The sequence below is a fragment of the Streptomyces sp. NPDC033845 genome (assembly GCF_055576225.1).
On record NZ_JBVIRI010000028.1, the window covers coordinates 45,292 to 62,192 of the forward strand.

The 16,901-nt window shown below is 65.5% G+C and carries 10 protein-coding genes and 7 pseudogenes; 4 read left to right on the plus strand and 13 right to left on the minus strand.

Annotated elements, in window-relative coordinates; all coding sequences use genetic code 11:
- The first annotated feature begins 4 nt into the window (after positions 1–4).
- Positions 5–991 (plus strand): annotated as a pseudogene (locus tag ACZ50K_RS34095) (IS630 family transposase).
- A 278-nt stretch (positions 992–1,269) separates the two neighbouring features.
- On the opposite strand, the gene ACZ50K_RS34100 reads toward ACZ50K_RS34095, so the two are convergent.
- Positions 1,270–2,601, minus strand: coding sequence for a hypothetical protein (locus tag ACZ50K_RS34100; RefSeq protein ID WP_468910560.1), 1,332 nt, complete (start codon positions 2,599–2,601; stop codon positions 1,270–1,272).
- A 796-nt stretch (positions 2,602–3,397) separates the two neighbouring features.
- Here ACZ50K_RS34100 and ACZ50K_RS34105 point away from each other — a divergent pair.
- A pseudogene (locus ACZ50K_RS34105) lies at positions 3,398–4,447 on the plus strand (IS110 family RNA-guided transposase); the annotation flags it as partial.
- A gap of 66 nt (positions 4,448–4,513) precedes the next feature.
- Here ACZ50K_RS34105 and ACZ50K_RS34110 read toward each other — a convergent pair.
- The 3 genes from ACZ50K_RS34110 to ACZ50K_RS34120 all read right to left on the minus strand — a co-directional run bounded on the left by ACZ50K_RS34110 (position 4,514) and on the right by ACZ50K_RS34120 (position 8,945).
- Positions 4,514–5,224, minus strand: coding sequence for an ISL3 family transposase (locus ACZ50K_RS34110; protein WP_468910563.1), 711 nt, complete (start codon positions 5,222–5,224; stop codon positions 4,514–4,516).
- 211 nt (positions 5,225–5,435) lie between these two features.
- On the minus strand, positions 5,436–6,029 hold the full coding sequence (locus tag ACZ50K_RS34115; RefSeq protein ID WP_468910566.1) for a hypothetical protein: 594 nt from the start codon (positions 6,027–6,029) through the stop codon (positions 5,436–5,438).
- A gap of 282 nt (positions 6,030–6,311) precedes the next feature.
- On the minus strand, positions 6,312–8,945 hold the full coding sequence (locus ACZ50K_RS34120; RefSeq protein ID WP_468910569.1) for a M4 family metallopeptidase: 2,634 nt from the start codon (positions 8,943–8,945) through the stop codon (positions 6,312–6,314).
- Between the two features lie 369 nt (positions 8,946–9,314).
- Between ACZ50K_RS34120 and ACZ50K_RS34125 the strand changes: the two genes are divergently transcribed.
- Positions 9,315–10,337, plus strand: a complete 1,023-nt coding sequence (locus ACZ50K_RS34125; RefSeq protein ID WP_468910572.1) for a helix-turn-helix domain-containing protein — start codon at positions 9,315–9,317, stop codon at positions 10,335–10,337.
- Between the two features lie 178 nt (positions 10,338–10,515).
- On the plus strand, positions 10,516–10,908 hold the full coding sequence (locus ACZ50K_RS34130) for a hypothetical protein (RefSeq protein WP_468910574.1): 393 nt from the start codon (positions 10,516–10,518) through the stop codon (positions 10,906–10,908).
- A 68-nt stretch (positions 10,909–10,976) separates the two neighbouring features.
- Here ACZ50K_RS34130 and ACZ50K_RS34135 read toward each other — a convergent pair whose 3' ends face one another.
- From ACZ50K_RS34135 to ACZ50K_RS34175, 9 genes and pseudogenes are all read right to left on the minus strand, one after another.
- Positions 10,977–11,972 carry a sporulation protein gene (locus tag ACZ50K_RS34135; RefSeq protein ID WP_468910577.1) on the minus strand — a complete coding sequence of 332 codons (996 nt, stop codon included), beginning with the start codon at positions 11,970–11,972 and terminating at the stop codon, positions 10,977–10,979.
- A gap of 490 nt (positions 11,973–12,462) precedes the next feature.
- Positions 12,463–12,765: pseudogene (locus tag ACZ50K_RS34140) on the minus strand (integrase core domain-containing protein); the annotation flags it as partial.
- A gap of 4 nt (positions 12,766–12,769) precedes the next feature.
- A pseudogene (locus tag ACZ50K_RS34145) lies at positions 12,770–12,934 on the minus strand (IS30 family transposase); the annotation flags it as partial.
- A gap of 338 nt (positions 12,935–13,272) precedes the next feature.
- The gene (locus tag ACZ50K_RS34150; RefSeq protein ID WP_468910580.1) at positions 13,273–14,115 is read right to left on the minus strand and encodes an IS110 family RNA-guided transposase; all 843 of its coding nucleotides are present in this window, start codon (positions 14,113–14,115) and stop codon (positions 13,273–13,275) included.
- A 252-nt stretch (positions 14,116–14,367) separates the two neighbouring features.
- Positions 14,368–15,560: pseudogene (locus ACZ50K_RS34155) on the minus strand (IS30 family transposase); the annotation flags it as partial.
- A gap of 124 nt (positions 15,561–15,684) precedes the next feature.
- Positions 15,685–15,927 (minus strand): annotated as a pseudogene (locus ACZ50K_RS34160) (DDE-type integrase/transposase/recombinase); the annotation flags it as partial.
- Positions 15,864–16,139 carry a transposase gene (locus ACZ50K_RS34165; RefSeq protein ID WP_468910588.1) on the minus strand — a complete coding sequence of 92 codons (276 nt, stop codon included), beginning with the start codon at positions 16,137–16,139 and terminating at the stop codon, positions 15,864–15,866. The gene ACZ50K_RS34165 and the pseudogene ACZ50K_RS34160, both read right to left, overlap by 64 nt.
- Positions 16,069–16,587, minus strand: coding sequence for a transposase (locus tag ACZ50K_RS34170; RefSeq protein WP_468910591.1), 519 nt, complete (start codon positions 16,585–16,587; stop codon positions 16,069–16,071). Before ACZ50K_RS34170 ends, ACZ50K_RS34165 begins: the two co-directional genes overlap by 71 nt.
- Before the next feature lie 235 nt (positions 16,588–16,822).
- Positions 16,823–16,901 (minus strand): annotated as a pseudogene (locus tag ACZ50K_RS34175) (transposase); the annotation flags it as partial.

Consider the following 16,901-nt stretch of genomic DNA (forward strand, 5'->3'; position numbering starts at 1 on the left):
GCGGATCGCCGGTCTTGAGGACGCCGGCTGGATCGGGCGGCCGAAGGCCGACCTCGTCCTGGAGGAGGCTGGGCGGAGGCAGCTGACGCAGTGGCGCGGCGGGCGAAGACCGCCCGGTTCCTCGCATTCGGGCCAAGATCGTGCTGCGTTGCGCGGAGGGAGGGACGAATCAGCGGGCCGCGGCCGACCTCGGCATCGACCAGTCGACCGTGGATCGGTGGCGGGCCCGGTTCATCGCCAAACGCCTCGACGGCCTGCATGACGAACCCCGCTCGGGCCGGCCGCCCTCGATCCTCCTCGACCTGGTCGAGGAGGTCATCGTGGTAACCCTGGAGTCGACCGCGGGCAAAGACACGCACTGGTCACGAGCCTCGATAGCCCAGCGCACCGGCCTGTCGAAGTCGACCATCGGCCGGATCTGGAAGAAGTTCGATCTCAAGCCCCACCTGCAGGATTCCTTCAAACTGTCCACCGACCCACAGTTATCGCCAAGGTCGTCGACGTCGTCGGCCTGTACCACCACCCGCCCGTAAGGCGGTAGTGCTCTGCATTGACGAGAAGTCCCAGATCCAGGCTCTGGACCGATCCCAGCCCGTCTTGCCGATGATGCCGGGCATGCCCGAACGCCGGACCCACGACTATCTCCGGCACGGCATCACCAGCGTGTTCGCCGCCTTCAACATCTCGGACGGCCGAGATCAAGACGTGGCTCGGAGAGCACCCGCGTTTCCACGTCCACTTCACGCCGACCGGTTCCTCCTGGATGAACCAGGTCGAACGATTGTTCGACCTGCTGACCGACAAAATCATCCGCTGCGGCGTCCACCGGTCCGTGGATGCCCTGGAGGACGACATCGCCGCGTGGATCGACACCTGGAACCAGAATCCACGGCCCTTCACCTGGACCAAGACAGCCGACGAGATCCTCAACTCCCTCGCCGACTACCTCACCAACGTCGGACCCGCCAACCAGCAAACCAAGCAGAAATAACCATCAGGATTTCTGGCGCATTACACTAGTGGAGGAGCGCAAACTCCTCCCGCTCAGAGAATGACAGCTATCTGCCCAAATGTGGCTTCGGATCGAACGGCCGAATAACGCCAAATCTCCGAAACCAGCGCGCGGCCACCGCCGACGTTACACCTATAACCCCATGCTTCCTCCGCGAAGAGGTTCTCGGCTACTGTGATTCATCAAGAACGCCCCTTATACGGGAAGCTGGCACTACGGGTGACATCACACTCTCAGGACTGGGAGAGGACTGGCCCTCACACTACCTCGATCTTGATACCTGGCCTGGAGTTGATCGCGGCCAGCATCGTCTTCGCGAGATGCGGCGCGCAGCCAGCCAAGCGAATTTTGTATGACCGGACGCCCTGGTCGACGCTGATTGACTCCATCAAGAACCGGCCTTTTACCAGGTCCGTTCGTGAATTGATGAACCGGATTACGGGACGATAGTCGATATCTCCGCTGGCATCACTTCCGAGCCAGTAGTACATGCCATAATCGGCGAAGAGGAAGACCTCCCTCTGCCCGACCTTCATTTGACGCAACGACGCCTCGACGTGATTATCTACGGATTTTACGACGCGACCCCAATCCAACGTAACCGGTTCGTTGACATCTTTGCTCACATACCAATCTCGGACCTTCTGGCGAAAATTCAGGAGGTGATCTGGTCCGTATCCACGCCCCTCCATCTCCCTCCACATTTCACCGGCACTGTCAAGGTCGCCGGAATTGATCGCATTTTCGAGATGACTCATCATCTTTCGGCAGCGCGTATAGTCTCCACCCATTAGCCAATCCGCAAACTTTTTGACGTTTTCGCTTTCTGACCTAACGATCCCGTAGATCGAAAACGCAGGATCTTTCTTCCAGAATCGACGTCGAATTTCTCGCATGGTGAGGTACTGGTCTATGAAAACAGGGCTCTGTGCTCTAATGTACACCTGCTTCGGCAAGCTGAATGCACTAAATTTCTCATAGAAGCTATCCGTGCCGTTCCTGATGTCCTCTGCCCAGAGGTCCTTAAGGGCGTCACACTCACTGGCGAGACTGGTTGTTATGTTTTTATATGGGAATATGTCCAACTTTTTCTTCAGGCCTTGGACGGAACTCTTGGCTCGATCGAATCCTTCTTTGGTCTGCTCGTGTACTGACATCGTCCATTCGGCCTCTTCTGCGGCGTCGATCTCATATCGACAACAGACCAATCGGAGCTGCCCACTAAACTTTCCAAGGATTCCATCGCATTGATGAGTCCCTTCACTGCAACTGCCCGTGCACATCAGAGTCTCCGAGGCGATTTCGTCGAACCCCACGTAGGAAATGTCAGGCCCTACCGCCAATTGTTCAGCATGCCTTGCCAGCCACATCTCCTCTGGCTTGAAAGCTGCAAGCATATAGTTGTCGACGTAAGTAGGGCCGCTCGCCTCTTCGACGTAAATATCCGGATCATCCATGCTCAGGGCAGCCATGGCATTAACCAGGTGTCCTTTCTCGCCGCGCTTGACGATGAAATGGACAGTAACCCCCTCGGGAACGAATACCTGATATCCGTCGCGGTAAACCCCGTGCCCAACAATAGTTTTCATATATGCACCCCAATTTTTAGTCAAGGGTGCCACTATCGGCACCCCATTCGCTACTCTTTCAGTTATTCGGCGGATCATTCGGTACGCCAGCTGGAGTCGATACCGAAAACTCGCAATTTCTTCTATCGCATATTAATGAGCACCGGTAGCATCTCAACGTTGATGCACTGCCCCCAGGAAGGTCAACGCAGTGTCGGTCAACCTAAGGGGCATTCCGGGTCTTCACAGTGGACCGGCCAGGAGGTTTACGCAGGCTCGGCGGGTGGTGACGAGGGGTCTGCCGCACGCTCGGGTGACAGACGGATTCGGGCGAATACTTCGGTGAATCGGGGTGCGTCGCCCTGGCCGGGGGTGATCAGAAGTGAACCGTTCCGGGTTTGATCGAGACTCCAGGTCGTGACTGTGACCTGGGGTTTCGTGGTTTCGCGGTAGTAGTTGGCTTCATATTCGACCGGTGGGATTGCCATCTCTCACCGTGGAGTGGAAGGCCCGCTACGCGGTCCGCTCCGGAGTAGACGGAGCATTCAACGAGTTCGCCCACGGCTACGGCATGCGCCGCTACCGAGGCCAGGACAAGGTCGCAATAGGGCGCCCGGCCTCCGGAGTCGGCATGACTGTCTCCCCCTGTCGATCCCATGTATTGGGGGGTGGTGTCACCGGCTCCGGAGGCATCGACAGACCGCTGATTAGGGGCATGACCACCGACCTCTCCGCAGGTCGGGAGGCTCTTCATAATGTGGATGTGGCGATCGGTGCCGTAGGACGGCCGGGCGCAGAGGACGACCGGAGGACGCACGTGATCGACATCAGCGGCATCGGCGCCTTCCTCGGCCTGGACGTCGGCAAGGGCGAACACCACGCCACAGCCGTCACCCCGGCCGGGAAGAAGGCCTTCGACAAACGGCTGCCGAACAGCGAGCCCAAGCTCCGCGAGGTCTTCGGGAAACTGCAGGCCAAGCACGGGACGATCCTGGTCGTGGTCGACCAGCACGGCCTCGATCGGTGCCCTCGCCGCTGGCGGTGGCCAGGGACATGGGCTGCCCGGTCGCCTACCTGCCCGGACTGACGATGCGGCGGATCGCCGATCTCTATCCCGGCGAGGCCAAGACCGACGCCCGCGACGCATTCGTCATCGCGGACGCGGCCCGCGTCATGCCGCACACACTCCGCTCGGTCGACCTCGAGGACGAGACCATCGCAGAGCTGGAGATGACCGTCAGCTTCGATGACGACCTGGCCGGCGAGGCCACCCGCATCAGCAACCGCCTGCGCGGCCTGCGGACCCAGATCCACCCGTCGCTGGAACGGGCCCTGGGCCCGAGAGTGCAGCACCCGGCCGTGCTCAAACTCCTCGACCAGTTCGGCTCTCCGGCCCGGATCCGCAAGGCAGGACGCTGCAGACTGGTGACGCTGATACGTCCCAAAGCGCCGCGGATGGCCGAGCGGCTGGTCGAGGACATCTTGACCGCGCTGGACGAGCAGACCGTCGTCGTTCCTGGCACGGATGCGGCGGCATTGATCGTCCCCAGCCTCGCCGGCTCGCTCCAGGCAGCGCTTGACCAGCGGAAACTCCTCGCCGCCCGAATCGAGGAACTGCTGGAGGACCACCCTCTTTCCAAGGTCCTGACGTCCATGCCGGGGATCGGCGTCAGGACCGGAGCCCGCATCCTCATCGACATCGGCGTCGGCACCTCGTTCCCGTCCGCTGCCCACCTCGCCGCCTACGCCGGCCTCGCCCGGCAACCCACAGCTCGGGCTCGTCGATCCGGGGCGAACAGCCATCCCGGAGAGGAACAAGCAGCTCAAACGGGCCATCGCCCAGGGAAAGCACCACACCCAGCCCCTCTGACGGCGGTCAGTAGATACGGTTCTGATCCACTTCTTGTGGGACGGTGTCGGAGGGTGACGGTGCTCAGTCTGCGAGGAGGATTTGGCGTCGGAGGAGGTCGAATCCGGCCCGGCCGTATCCGTCCCTCTTGATCCGCTTCACTCTGTTGACGTTGCCCTCGACCTTGCCTGAGCTCCACTCCAGGGTGAGGCCAGCGGTGACGGCGTCGAAGTCCTGCCGCAGGCCACGGGCCAGGCTCCGTAGCGGCTTCAGCCCCGTGTTCTCGGCGCGGGCGAGCCAGTCGTCGAGTTCGCCGCCTCGGCGCTCGGTCATCATGCGGGCGAAGTCGCGCACGCAGTCGGCGACAGCATCCAACTCCTGGCAGCGGGAAAGTAGTTGCTTGCACTTGAGTGCGTTGCTCTCGTCGATCTTGTCGGGGTGCGCGGTGATCAGCCAGGTGGCTTTCCGGACGGTCAGCTCCTTGGGCTTCTCGGGTGCGGGCTTGCCGCTGGCGCGGATCTGTTCCAGGTGACGGCGGACAGTCCGCTTGCTACCGAGGTAGCCGAGCTCGGTGATCTCCGCGTGAAGCCGTGCCGCGTCCGTGCAGCCCTCGTTCCACCGGCGGTACAGATAGGACGAATAGGCGTGGATCTGGCCGTAGCGGCGGGACCCGGTCCCAAGGGATGCGTCCTCGGGGGTGGCGGCGTGCGCGTAGCGGCGCACGGTCTTGCGGTCGAGCCCAACGTCACCGACGCCACCGAACAAGGCATCCACCGCATAGACACCAACCCCCACCTCCCTGGTCCTTGCTCGCCCACACCGGCCTCACCATCCACCCACCGAACTTACGAAAAGATCAGGTAAGGCCGCGGCCGCCGGCGTCACTCGATCGGTGGCCACTCTGAAAACGCGCACTGGTACTCTGTGGAGGACGGGCATCCCGTCGGCGTCCGCCCGTCGCCGGTGACGGTGGCTCAGGAGGGTTTGGGCCGTAGGTGCGTCGGGGTCAGACCGGGGACGTGGGCGGGTTGCCGGAAGCGAAGTCCAGGAGGCGGAACCGCCGCCCGTCCCAGCTCTGCGGGGAGACGGTGGCGATCACCGCCCCGTGCGGCCGGTCTGGGGTCGGCCGGGCAGCGTACCCGCTGTGGGCGGAAGCCCAGGTCCAGCCCTCGGACAAGGCGAGGACGGCGGGCGGGGCAAGGTCCAGGACGGTGATCGCGGGCAGCCCAGCCACCTGCCGAGCGGTTCCCGAACAAGCCCGCTCCGCCTCGGTCAGGGCGCAGACCGGGGCGTACAGGAACCAGTCGTGCCGTATGTGGGCGCGCTGGATCAGCCTGGCGGCCAGGGCATTGCCCCGGCCGACGGCGGTCAACATGGTCTCGTCGAGAATGACGTGCCGGTCGTCGCCGGGAGCCGGTGCGCCCGGATCTGCCGCCATGAGCTGGTCGATCTCGGCGTCGAGGGCGCGCTCCTCGGCAGGCAGCGGAGCCTGCCCGCTCCAGGCTTTAAGCACTGCTTCGGCCTTCCGGGCCCGCTGGGCGCGCTCGTCCGGGGTCAGCATCGCCTGGGTCACATGCGCCAGATAGCCGCGCAGAGACATGCATTCTTCTGCGGCGATCGCGGTGAGGAGGCTCCGGGCTCGGTAGGCGACGGACGGGTTGACATTACACATTCTGGCGTTCTCCTCCCGTGACGGCGGAATCCGGGGCGGGCTCTGGAAGACCCATTCGCGCCGCCCCCCAGCAGGCCGGCCTGTGGGTGCGCCGCACCGAGCGAAGGGTCCTTCCCGCGGTACGAGGTGTCGCGTGGCGTCAAGGCCCGGCCGTCATGGACGCGGAGAGGCGTACCGCCGGCGGCCGGGCACGGGCCGTCTACCGCGTGGTCAGCACTTGCCAGCGGGCCGGCTGCGGACGACGAGGTCGGTGTATCCGGTGGTCGCGTCGATCCAGGCGACCTGCTGACCGGTACCGGCCGCCGGGTAGATCTGCTCTCCGCGGTTGCAGGAGACGCGCTCCTTGCGTGCGCCGTCGGTCGTCAGCTGCCACAGCTTGGGCAGGGACTCGTTGCGGTACTCGGTGTCCCAGGTCTGGCCGACGACCGTCAGCGCCGTCTCGGAGACGGTCAGGTCGGAGGCGATGAGCGCACCCGGCTTGTGCTCACTGCTGACCATGTACGCACCCGTCCCATCTAGGGCGGTGCTCATGATCGTGAGCTGGCCGTCGTCGGACTCGTCGGTGTCGCTCAGCCAGAACACGTTCTTACCGTTGACCCCGGTCTGACCGAGGCTCATCGGCTCGTCGAGCTGCTGGGCCATGGTGGACTTGCCGGACACCAGGTCGAAGATTTCCACCCCGAGCCGGTAGGAGGCGTCCTGTGTGTACAGCTTGGCGTAGACGAGCTTGTTGTCCTTGACGGAGGGCAGCGCCGTCAGTACATCCAGGTCCTGGCCGTCCACGAAGACGGGTGCCCTGTCGGCGGGGCGCTGGTAGCCGACGTGACGGCCGCCGAAGATGTCGTACTCCTCGAAGACCACGATGCCCTTGTCGATCCTCAGGCCCGACACGCCGGTCGTCGAGCTGTAGAGCTTCTTGACCGGCCCGCCGGCGATCGGACGCGAGAGGACGTCGACGGAGGTGGGGCCGTAGGCCGTCCACACCACCGTCTTGCCGTCGGTGGCCGGTGACGTGTGGAACCGCCCGTCGTTGGGACTGATAACCTTCGGCGCGCCCTTCGCGTCCAGGCGTCCGGCGTAGACCGAGTAGGGCTCGGCCCCGTCGTCGTCGGACTTTGAGACGGTCCACCAGCCGCCGCCAGCGCCGACGCCCGTGTCGGTGGTGTTGAGCTTGCCGAACAGGCTGTCGCTGTCGACGCCGAGGGAGTGCTCCCAACCGGGCACGATGCCGTGGGCGTTGAAGGAGCGCTTGACGGTGTTCTGTTGGGAGCCGGTGACCCCCATGGCCTTTGCCGCGGCGAGTATCGCGTTGCGGGCTTCGGTGAAGCCGTCGACGGGGGTCATGTATTCGGTCAGGGCCTTGTAGACGATCTTGTCGGCGAGGGTGCCGCCGAGGTCCTGGCGCATGTCCCACAGGGCGCCGGAAAAGATAGTCGAGTTCAGGTGGACGCCACCGTTGTCGGTGGCGAAGGACACGCCCATGAAGTCCTTGGAGGTGGTGGCGCCGTCGTTGAGGTCGCGCAGCGCACACTCGGCAGCGGGCATGGTGCGGCAGAGGTCCTCGCCGATCAGTCCGGCGGCGGGGTCGCTCATGGGCGTCCCCTCGGCGGTCACCTCGATGGCGTTGCCGAAGTAGTCGGCCAGGGCCTCGTTGAGGGCGCCGGGCTGTCCCGCGTAGATGAGGTTGGCGGAGTGTTCGATGACTCCGTGCGTCATTTCGTGGCCGACCACGTCGGTGGCCGCGGAGAGCGGCTTGTACTCCTTGTCGCCGTTGCCGTACACCATCTTGGTGCCGTCCCAGAAGGCGTTGACGTACGGCAGACCGTAGTAGGTGACGCCCACCAGTGAGTTGATGGTAATCCCCGCGCCGTCCAGGCTGTCACGACCGTGGACGTTCTTGTAGTAGTCGTAGACCTGTCCAGCGTTCCAGTGGGCGTCGACCGCACCCGAGTCCGTAGCGGCGGTCCCGTACGCGGGTGTGGCGGAGGAGAACATCTTGAGATTCTTAGGCCAAACGCCGGACGCCTCGGAGACCGACCGGCCCCGGGCGTCCCAGGTGGCCAGAAGGTTGCCGGTCGAGCCCTTCATCCGGACGGCGTCCGCGAGGACGTAGGCCGCTGCCGTCTGGTCGAAGGCGACGTTCAGGGCGGTCGAGCCGCCCCCCAGCCGGATGCCCGAGCCGGTCTCTGGGAAGAGGCCGCTGGCTGCAGCTGGGGCGGCTGTGGCGGTGTCGGTCGTGGTGTCGGCGGCGGGCTGCTCGGCAGGGGCCGCCATGGTCTTGAGCGCGCTGTACTGGAGTACGGGATAGCCGGACCGGGCATCGACGTACACCTCGCGCACCACCGGTTCGCCGGTGCCGGGCGTGGTGCCGCGCACGGTGACGCGGTGGGCGAGGACGCCGGATCCCTTGGGCAGGACGACCAGCCCCCGTGCCTCACCGGACACGGGCGGGGTCCCCACGCGGGCAGCCTGGCCGGGGCGCGGTTCCAGGTTCTTGTGGAGTGCCGACCCTCCCAGCTGGCGTTCGGTGGCGACGACCGCGCGCTGCACGGCGAGTTCCGCGCCGACCTCAGGCGTGACATCGGCGGTGAGTCCGGTGTAGTAGTGGCCGGAGGTGCCGGTGACGACGCGCTTGCCGTTCTGCTTCTGCATCCGTACGACGTACTGGCCGCCGAGGACCTCGACCCCGCGGTGCTTCTGCAGGAAGCGGACCGTTTCGTCCGCGCCACTGTGCAGAGTGGATACCGGGCTGAGGGTGCTGCCGGCCTGGGGGATCCGGTACCGGCCTTCCTTGGCTGCGAGGTACCGCCGTGCGGCATCGGCCGGAGTCGCCTTGGCGTCCACCGGTTCGCGTATGCCCTCGACCAGGACCGGAGTCTGTGTGTCACGTCCCGGAACGACGTCCGCTGCTCCGTGCCCGGGGTCGGCGCCCCACGCGGGCGACACCGAGAGCGTCAGCGCGGCGACCAACAAGGCCGTGACTCCGCCGCCGGAACGGAATGGAACAAGCCATCCCCTGTTCGCAGCTGCGATTCGTGCCGGAGGTGATATGGGCTTGCGCAAGTCTTCTCCTCGACCGTTGACTTTCCCTTGACCATTGCGGTCGGACACGCCATGCAAGCCCAGGACCCGCCCGCCTGGACAGGCTTGAGGCCCCCTCAGAAATGGCCATGCCCAGTTGTGAGGAAAATGTGCGGCCGTCAGAATCCCGTCATGATCCATTTCGAACACGGGACAGAGTGTGACGCCCCGGACGAAGCGGCCTGCCGGGCGCTTCTCTTCGCGGGTGTCAGCGATGCGGCACAGCTCTCGGAACTGCTCGGTGTCAGCCGGCGGGAACTCGCTCGGACACTGGCGAACATCGCTCGGGAGGGCGTCTCCCCTGCAACCCGGGAGATCGGTCCGGACGGGCACGCCCCGCTTGCCCCGACGCCCGCCGCGGCGCTACGGGCACTCGTGCACCGCCGCCAGGCGCTCATCCACCAGGAATCCGCCGAGCTGGAACGTCTGCGCGGCTACGCCGACCAGCTGGCGCACCGTCTCCACAACGGTGCCGGAGGGGACCCTCTGGAAGGTGTCGAGATCCTGACAGGGGAGAAGAACATTGGCATCCGCGCTGACAGCATGCTCTCGGCTGCTCGTCAGGAAGTCCTGATCCTGGACCGGCCCCCCTATATCAAGGAACTCCCCGACACCACGGACGGGGAGCGGACCGGCCTCGCCGTTCGGGATCTGCTGGAGCGAGGCGTCACCGTGCGCAGCGTCATGGACCGCACAGGTGTGGAGCACCCCGGCAAGGTCAAGGCGTTGACCATGCTGGCCGAACAGGGCCTGCAGGCGAGGGTGAGCGCATACCTGCCCACGAAGCTCATCGTCGTGGACAGGCACACCTGCCTGCTGCCGCCCTCCGATTCCAGCGACCCTACCGAAACCGCACTCGTCCTCGGTAATTCCTTGCTGCGCAATGTTGTTCTCCCGCTCTTCGAATCGTTGTGGGAGCGTGCTACTCCACTGGGCCACGCCGACAGTCCGCTGACGGCAAGTCGGCGGCAGCTGCTCTTGCTCCTTGCCTCAGGCCTGAAGGACGAGGCGATTGCCCGTCGCCTGGGTGTCCATGTGCACACGGTCCGGCGGCGGATCAGCCAGATGCTCGACGACCTCCACGCGACCACCAGGTTCCAGGCCGGCGCACAAGCGGTGCTTCGCGGGTGGCTCCATGACGATGCGATGACCTGATATTCCCCACGGGAAGAACAGCAATGCCGTGGGTGGTTCAATTGCCAATCAAAACGCGGGTAATGCACTCACCACCCATTTGCCAAATATCTTGATCACTGGCATGGTCGAGTCCGCCGAAGTGCAGCAGACCGATATATGACAACACCGGTCAGAAGATTCGCCTACGTTCCGCACGTTGAAGCAAGGGGACTTCATGGATATGTCGCGTGCAGCGGCGGCCGTACAGGGCACTACCGTGGCCGGTGCCGGCTTGACTGCGGTGGCCTCGGGCCCCCGCCGTGCAGCTGAGCGGTCTTCGGGCAGCCCTGGAGGAGTTTCCCTGAGCAGTACCGGGACACGGAACGCCGGCCTCTACGAGGCCGTGTGGCTTGCCGAGGTCTACAGGGAAACCGATGCCGGCTCGGCGATAGCAGCCTTGATCTTCAAGGGAGATGTGGTGACCGGTGCGGCCGGAACGGTTGCCGGATCCGATGGTGACATCTACCGCCTGGTCTGGGTAAGGGACCGCCGCACTGGGCTTCAGGCCACCGGATACACCTCGACGCAATCTCTGTCACCGATCAAATAGAAGCTTCCAGATCCGGTTGCGGCCCAGCCAACTCACCGTTGCCGCCGTCCGGCCCACCACCGGGATCGTCACACCCTGTCGTCCTCCTCGGGCTGGTCGTCCCACTCGAGGAGGTCGCCCATCTCCCCGAAGGCTTCCGCGGCAAACACCCCGCCTGCGAGTCCGCCCAGCCGCGCAGCAGCGGCACCCATGCCCGCTCCGGAGCCACGGTGCCCCCCTCGGCCCAGGCCTCCCGATTCAATCGAGGGCGGGACGTCGTACCCGTCGGAGCCGTGTGGGTCGAACGGTGCGCCATGCCGCAGGAGGTGCCGCAGCCAGCCGTCGGCCTCCACCGTCCAGTCCCGGCGGGACACGTCCGCATGGCTCACGGAGTAACAGTCGGCCGGTACATGCGTATACGGGTCGGATCCCGGACGCCTAGCGGCGCCGATGATGACCTCTGCACCGTCCGGCCCGGCGATGAAGGACACCTCGATCATGCCGACCCGGTAGGGGCACGCGGGGGCAGGCTTCAGCTCGATCTTCTGGTGGAATGGCAGCTGCTGACCGGTTACAGCGCTGTGCTCCAGCTCCAGCAGGCGGGCCGCTCCAGTCCGGAAGCCGAGCCGCCCGAAGCCATCCAGGACCACCTCGTGCACAGGCAGCGGGCGAATGGCGAGCGGACCGGCATCGCCCTTGCCCTTGACCTCGGCCGCACCCAGATCGGTGTGCACCTCCAGCACACCACCAAGCGGCTGTCCGTGCAGCTCGGTGAACGGGGTCTCGTAGGGCAGGTTCAGCGCGAAAGGCACGATGTGCTGCTCCCCTCTGGAGAGACGGAAGCCGCTGGCGACGGTGAAGCTCTCGAAGACGACCATACTGGGGGGTTCATCCTGCCTGGCACCGCTTGCCACCCGCGCGACCAGTTCCAAGGTGATGTGGTCGACCGTACAGTCGATGTAACCGCCCTTCAGACGTACATGGCCGCTCAGCGTGCCACCGGGCAGGCCGGTGATTGGGTCCAGAACCGTCGCCGCGGAGGGGCCGCCCACGCCGAACGCTCCGAGCAGTCGTTTGAATACCATCGTGACGTCGCTCCATTTCCTTTGCATCCTTGGGATGTGTGATGGCCTGATGACCCATTGACCTACGGACCCCCGAGCCGCGGGAGATGCCGGCCGGGGTCATGTCGACCTCACGACCGGCATCGGACAGAACGTCCGTGGGGCGGTCCGGGTCGGTGCGAATGACGGCCCGGCGTCAGTGCTGGGCGCCCACCCTGAGTGGGTGGTCCCCTTGCTCGCTCGCGCAGGAGCTCGTGAGCGCCCCGGCCCGAGGCGGCACCGATCCCGACGGGGACCTGACCTGCCATGGATCGGAAGTCACCGGCCCGCCCCGGCCGGGTAAGCCAGTTCCCGCGCCCGACCGAAGATCGCCTTCGAGAATCTACATGAATGTAGTTGTTGGGGTGGTCGGGGAACGGGAAGGGTCTGCCGCACGATCGGGTGACATCTGATCTGGCTGGCCCTGTCGGGCAGGTGGGAAGGGGCCTTGACCCCGAATGCTGAGCACGGGTTATGCGGCTGGTGCCAGCGTAGTTGGTGCTGGGTGGAAGGTGTTCTCGAAGGCGATCGGTGATCCTTGTCCGAGACTGGAGTGCCGGCGCCTTGTGTTGTAGCGGTGGAGCCATAGGAAGGCGTCGAGTCGGGCCTCGTGCTCTCCTGGCCAGCTCTTCCGTCCCTGCAGGGTTTCGCGTTTGAAGGTCGCGTTGAAGGATTCGGCGAGTGCGTTGTCCGCGCTGGACCCGACCGCACTCATGCTGCGTCGCACCCCTGCTGACCTGCATACTTCGGCGAATGCCCTGCTCGTGTATTGGGCGAGTTCAACCGATCGATGCAACACCGGGTTTTTTGAAGTGAGCGTAGTTGCTCTTCGAAGACTTCGGCGGGTGTCTTCCAGCCAAGGATCTTGCGGGGCCGATTGTTGAGTGCGTATGCGACGGCTCGAGGTCTTCGGCGGACCACCGAGAGAGGTCTGTGGCTTTCGGTGCCTCTGTGTTTGTCAAGCCGTATGGGGCGGTGGCGTAGGCTCGCTTCCGGCGGGTCCAGGAAGTGACTTGTCCGAAGAGTCGGCCGTCGGGGTTGGGCCGGCCGCGCTGGATTCTGTAGTCGCCCCCGTCTGTCCTCCTGGGCCCGTCATCCGTGTTCGTCGGCTCTCGTCGGCCATCATGGTGCGCCAGACGTGATCGGCGAGTCGGCGTTTGAGACAGCGTTGCGCCTCACGGGACGTCTTTCCTTCTGCGAGTTTTGCCTGGTAGTAGGCGTGGCCCCGCGTGCCGGTCATGCGGATCTGCGTGATCGCCACAGTGTGGAGTGCCGCGTTGAGCTAGCGGTCCCCGCGCCGGGACAGGCGGTGACATGCACGGTCCGCGCTGGCGATCTCGATGGGAGCGGTGCCGGCGTACTGCGCGAAGGCGCTGGACGTGGGGAAGCGGGTGGGCTTCCCAGTCCGCCCCAGGAAGCGGGCGGCGGTCACGGCCCCGATGCCTGGTGTGTCGGTCAGCGTGCTGCCGGACTCTGCGACCAGTGAGGCCATCTCCTTGGCGTTGTCCTTGAGCTTCACATCCCAGGTCCGGACCTCTGTGACCAGGTCGGCGGCGAGGACGTGCCGGGTAATCTCTGCCGGACCGGCAGGGACAACGGACTCCAGCAACTGCTCGGCCTTGGCCGCGGACAGGTCGCGAGGGGCGCCGCCCGGCAGGAGGGCACGCAGCAGCGCGTAGAGCTGGTTGACCGCGCGGACTCTGGCCTGGGCAAGGTTGCTGCGCCGCTCGTCCAGCAGCGCCAATGCGTCCGTTGAGCTCTCGGGCTGCACGGGCCTGGCGTCGCCTTGGAGAGCGGCGACACATGCCGCCGCAGCCGCGTCGATACGGTCGTTCTTGCGGCCTGCTCCGCGTGAGAGCTGGCAAACCCTGGCGGTCGCGCTGGGCGGGACGTCGACGACCTCTTCTCCCCGGGCGAGCAGCCACGAGGTCAGGTGGCGTCCCAGGCCCCCGGCGTTCTCCACGGCCCATCGGCGCTCGGGCCACTGGCGTGCCCAGTCCAGCATGCGCTGGTACTCCTCAAGCGATACGTCGATGCGCATCGAAGCGTGATCACGGTTGGTTCCGGGATCGACGGCCGTGGCCGTGTGGGTGGACTTGTGCGGGTCGATGCCGATCAGCATCATCGGCGCTCCCTCTTCTCGGTCGTCGGGGCGATGGGATCCGCAGCTGACAGCCCGACTTCGAGAAACGTGGGGTGACTGATGGACATGCCTCTGTTGAGTCAAGCCGCGAACGGGCACCGGGCAGGTCGACACACCCAAAGAGAGCCAGCCCCTGCGGGCGGCAGGAAGTACTCGAGTCAGCCTGCCCGGCGTCCTACGGCACGTTACGGGCGGCCAACCCGATCACAACACCGCTACCCCCAATACAAGTCGGAAGTACTGTCTCAGGAGCCCGTTGGTGTTTTCGTTTGTCGGTCGCTGCCAGGGCGAGTGGGGGTCAGCAAAGAACACCCGCGTCTCGCTCTACATGGCAAACTGGGCGTGACCGGAGAGTTCCTTCCCGCGGTCCCAGGTGAGCTTCCGTAGTTGCTCAAGCAACTTGGTCATCGACTCCGTCAGTGCCGCGTTCATCGCGACGGCCCCGTATCCGCCGAGCGCTGGCCCGTTCTTCACATACGGTTCCTCGCCCCAGCCGTCCAGCCGTCGCAGATGGACCAGGAGCGGTGACCTGCTGCGGCACTCGACGAGTGTGCCGATCGCGGACCTACCCGTCCCAATGATCAGGTCGCCCTCCCAATGGCCGGGGCCAGCGCGGTCGTCTGCCTCGGCCGGGCGCTCACTCAAAACGACGTCAGCGGTGACGTGGCCCTACCGCTTGTTTCGGGACCGAGTCCTTGGCTCCCGCAGCGCACGGCCCGTGCGCAGACAGGTGACCAGCTCGCGCTTGAGCGCGCCTCGGCCCTCGATGAACAGCGACTGGTAGATCGCCTCGTGGCTGATGCGCATGGACTCATCATCAGGGAAGTCGACCCGCAGCCGGCGCGCGATCTGCTCCGGGCCCATGCCGTCGACCAGCGCCTGTCCTGGCGGCGGGGCTTGTTCAGGCCTTTCCACGGCGCCGTCGCAGGACCTGAAACGATCGTGCCATCGGGCCGACGGATGTCACCGGCGAGCCGGTCCTACACGTACTCACGCAAACGCTCGTTGCCCACGAGCTTCGCCGTCTTTGGGCGTTTCGCGGCCTGCTGCGCCTTCCACTGGGCCACCACAGCGCGGTAGATCGGCTTGCCGCTCCTGGTCGCGGCGTTGCGACGCAGTTCGCGAGAGATCGTTCCCGGAGATCGCCCGATCGTGCGGGCGATCTCACGCACGCCCTTGTCCTGAGCCTTGAGCAGTGCAATCTCCTCACGCTCGGCGAACGACAAGTAGCGGCCCGAGGGCTCATCCAGACTCAGCGGCGCCATCCCGCCAGCGTGTCGGAGCCATCGGATCCCGACCGGTGCCGACACTCCGACCCCCTCGGCAGCCTGAACAGAAGTGATCCCCGAGGCGATCAGGCGCCAGAAGTCTCGCTGCACAGCGCTCGAAGGCTCAGGCCGGCCCGGTGAGCGCATCGGAGGCCGCATCGCCCTATCCGCGGCCCACTGCCGACGCACACCGGATGGCACCTGCGCCCCTTGCTTCCCCGACAGACCCTTTACACACCTCCATGATCACGAGGCGTTGCGACGACCAGTTGAATTAACCCTGGGCTCCGTGGTCGGTGTGCATGATCGCTCCGGCGAGGCTGCCGCGAGTGCGGATTGCTGCGGCCAGGGCGTCGGTGACGAGGTCCGCGCGCATGTGGTCGGCGATCGCCCAGCCGGCCAGACGGCGCGAGGCGAGGTCGATGACGGTCGCCAGGTAGCAGAACTTCCCGCCGTCGATGGTCAGGTAGGTGATGTCGCCGACGTACCTCGTGTTCGGCTCGCCCGCGCTGAAGTCGCGGCCGATCCGTCTGGAGCCTTGGCCCCAGACGGATCGGGGACGGTGGTGCGGTGCAGGCGGCGCAACCGGACCCCTTCGACCCCGAACGCCCGCATGATCCGGGCAACCCGCTTGTGGTTGACCGCCTCACCACTCGTCTCGCGGAGTTCAGCGGTGATTCTCGGGGCTCCGTAGGTGCCCTCCGAGTCCTGGTGGACCGCCCATATCCGGGCTGCCAGCCGCGCATCGGCCGCCTGCCGTGCGGCCCGGTCCGCGGCCGTCCGGCGCCAGGAGGAGAAGCTCGAGAGGCTGATGCCGAGAATGGTGCACAGCCGCTTCACGCCGTGGCGGCGCTGATGGTCGGCGACGAACTGGAAGCGGTTCACCAGCGCGTCTCCCCGGCGAAACACTTCGCCGCTTTCCGCAGGATCTCGCGTTCCTCCTCGAGCTCGCGGACCTTCTTCCGCAGAGCCGCGTTCTCCGCCTCCAGCGCGGCCTGCGGCTGGGCCGTTCCTGCGTCCGGCGTCCCCGTGGACGGCTTGCTCCGGCAGCCCGGACCCAGTTCCTCAGGGTCTCCGGATTGATCCCCAGATCGGCGGCGACCGACCTGATCGTTGCGTCGGGCCGCGACTCGTAGAGCGCGACCGCGTCCGCCTTGAACCCCGGCGGGTAGTTCTTCGTGACCACGAGATGTCCGTCCTCAGATCCTCAGGATCCAGTGTCTCGTGTGTCCAACATCAGGGGTCAAGGCCCAGGCGCAGGTACCCCGGGGTTTGCTCCTGGACCCCCTGGAGAGGCTGGTCGCGCAGTTGGCCGGAGGAGCGGAGCGTCCGGCGGCCGCCCTGGAGGAAACGGAGGGGTTCAACCCGATGCTCACGCGGGTGATCGCCAACTACCGCAGGGCGATACTGACTTCAGCTCGTCAGGGTGACGCTGGGTCGTGGAGGGTCAGGCCGGTGCCGGCTATGAACCCGTCGAGGGTGTCGGGCCGGTACTGGAGG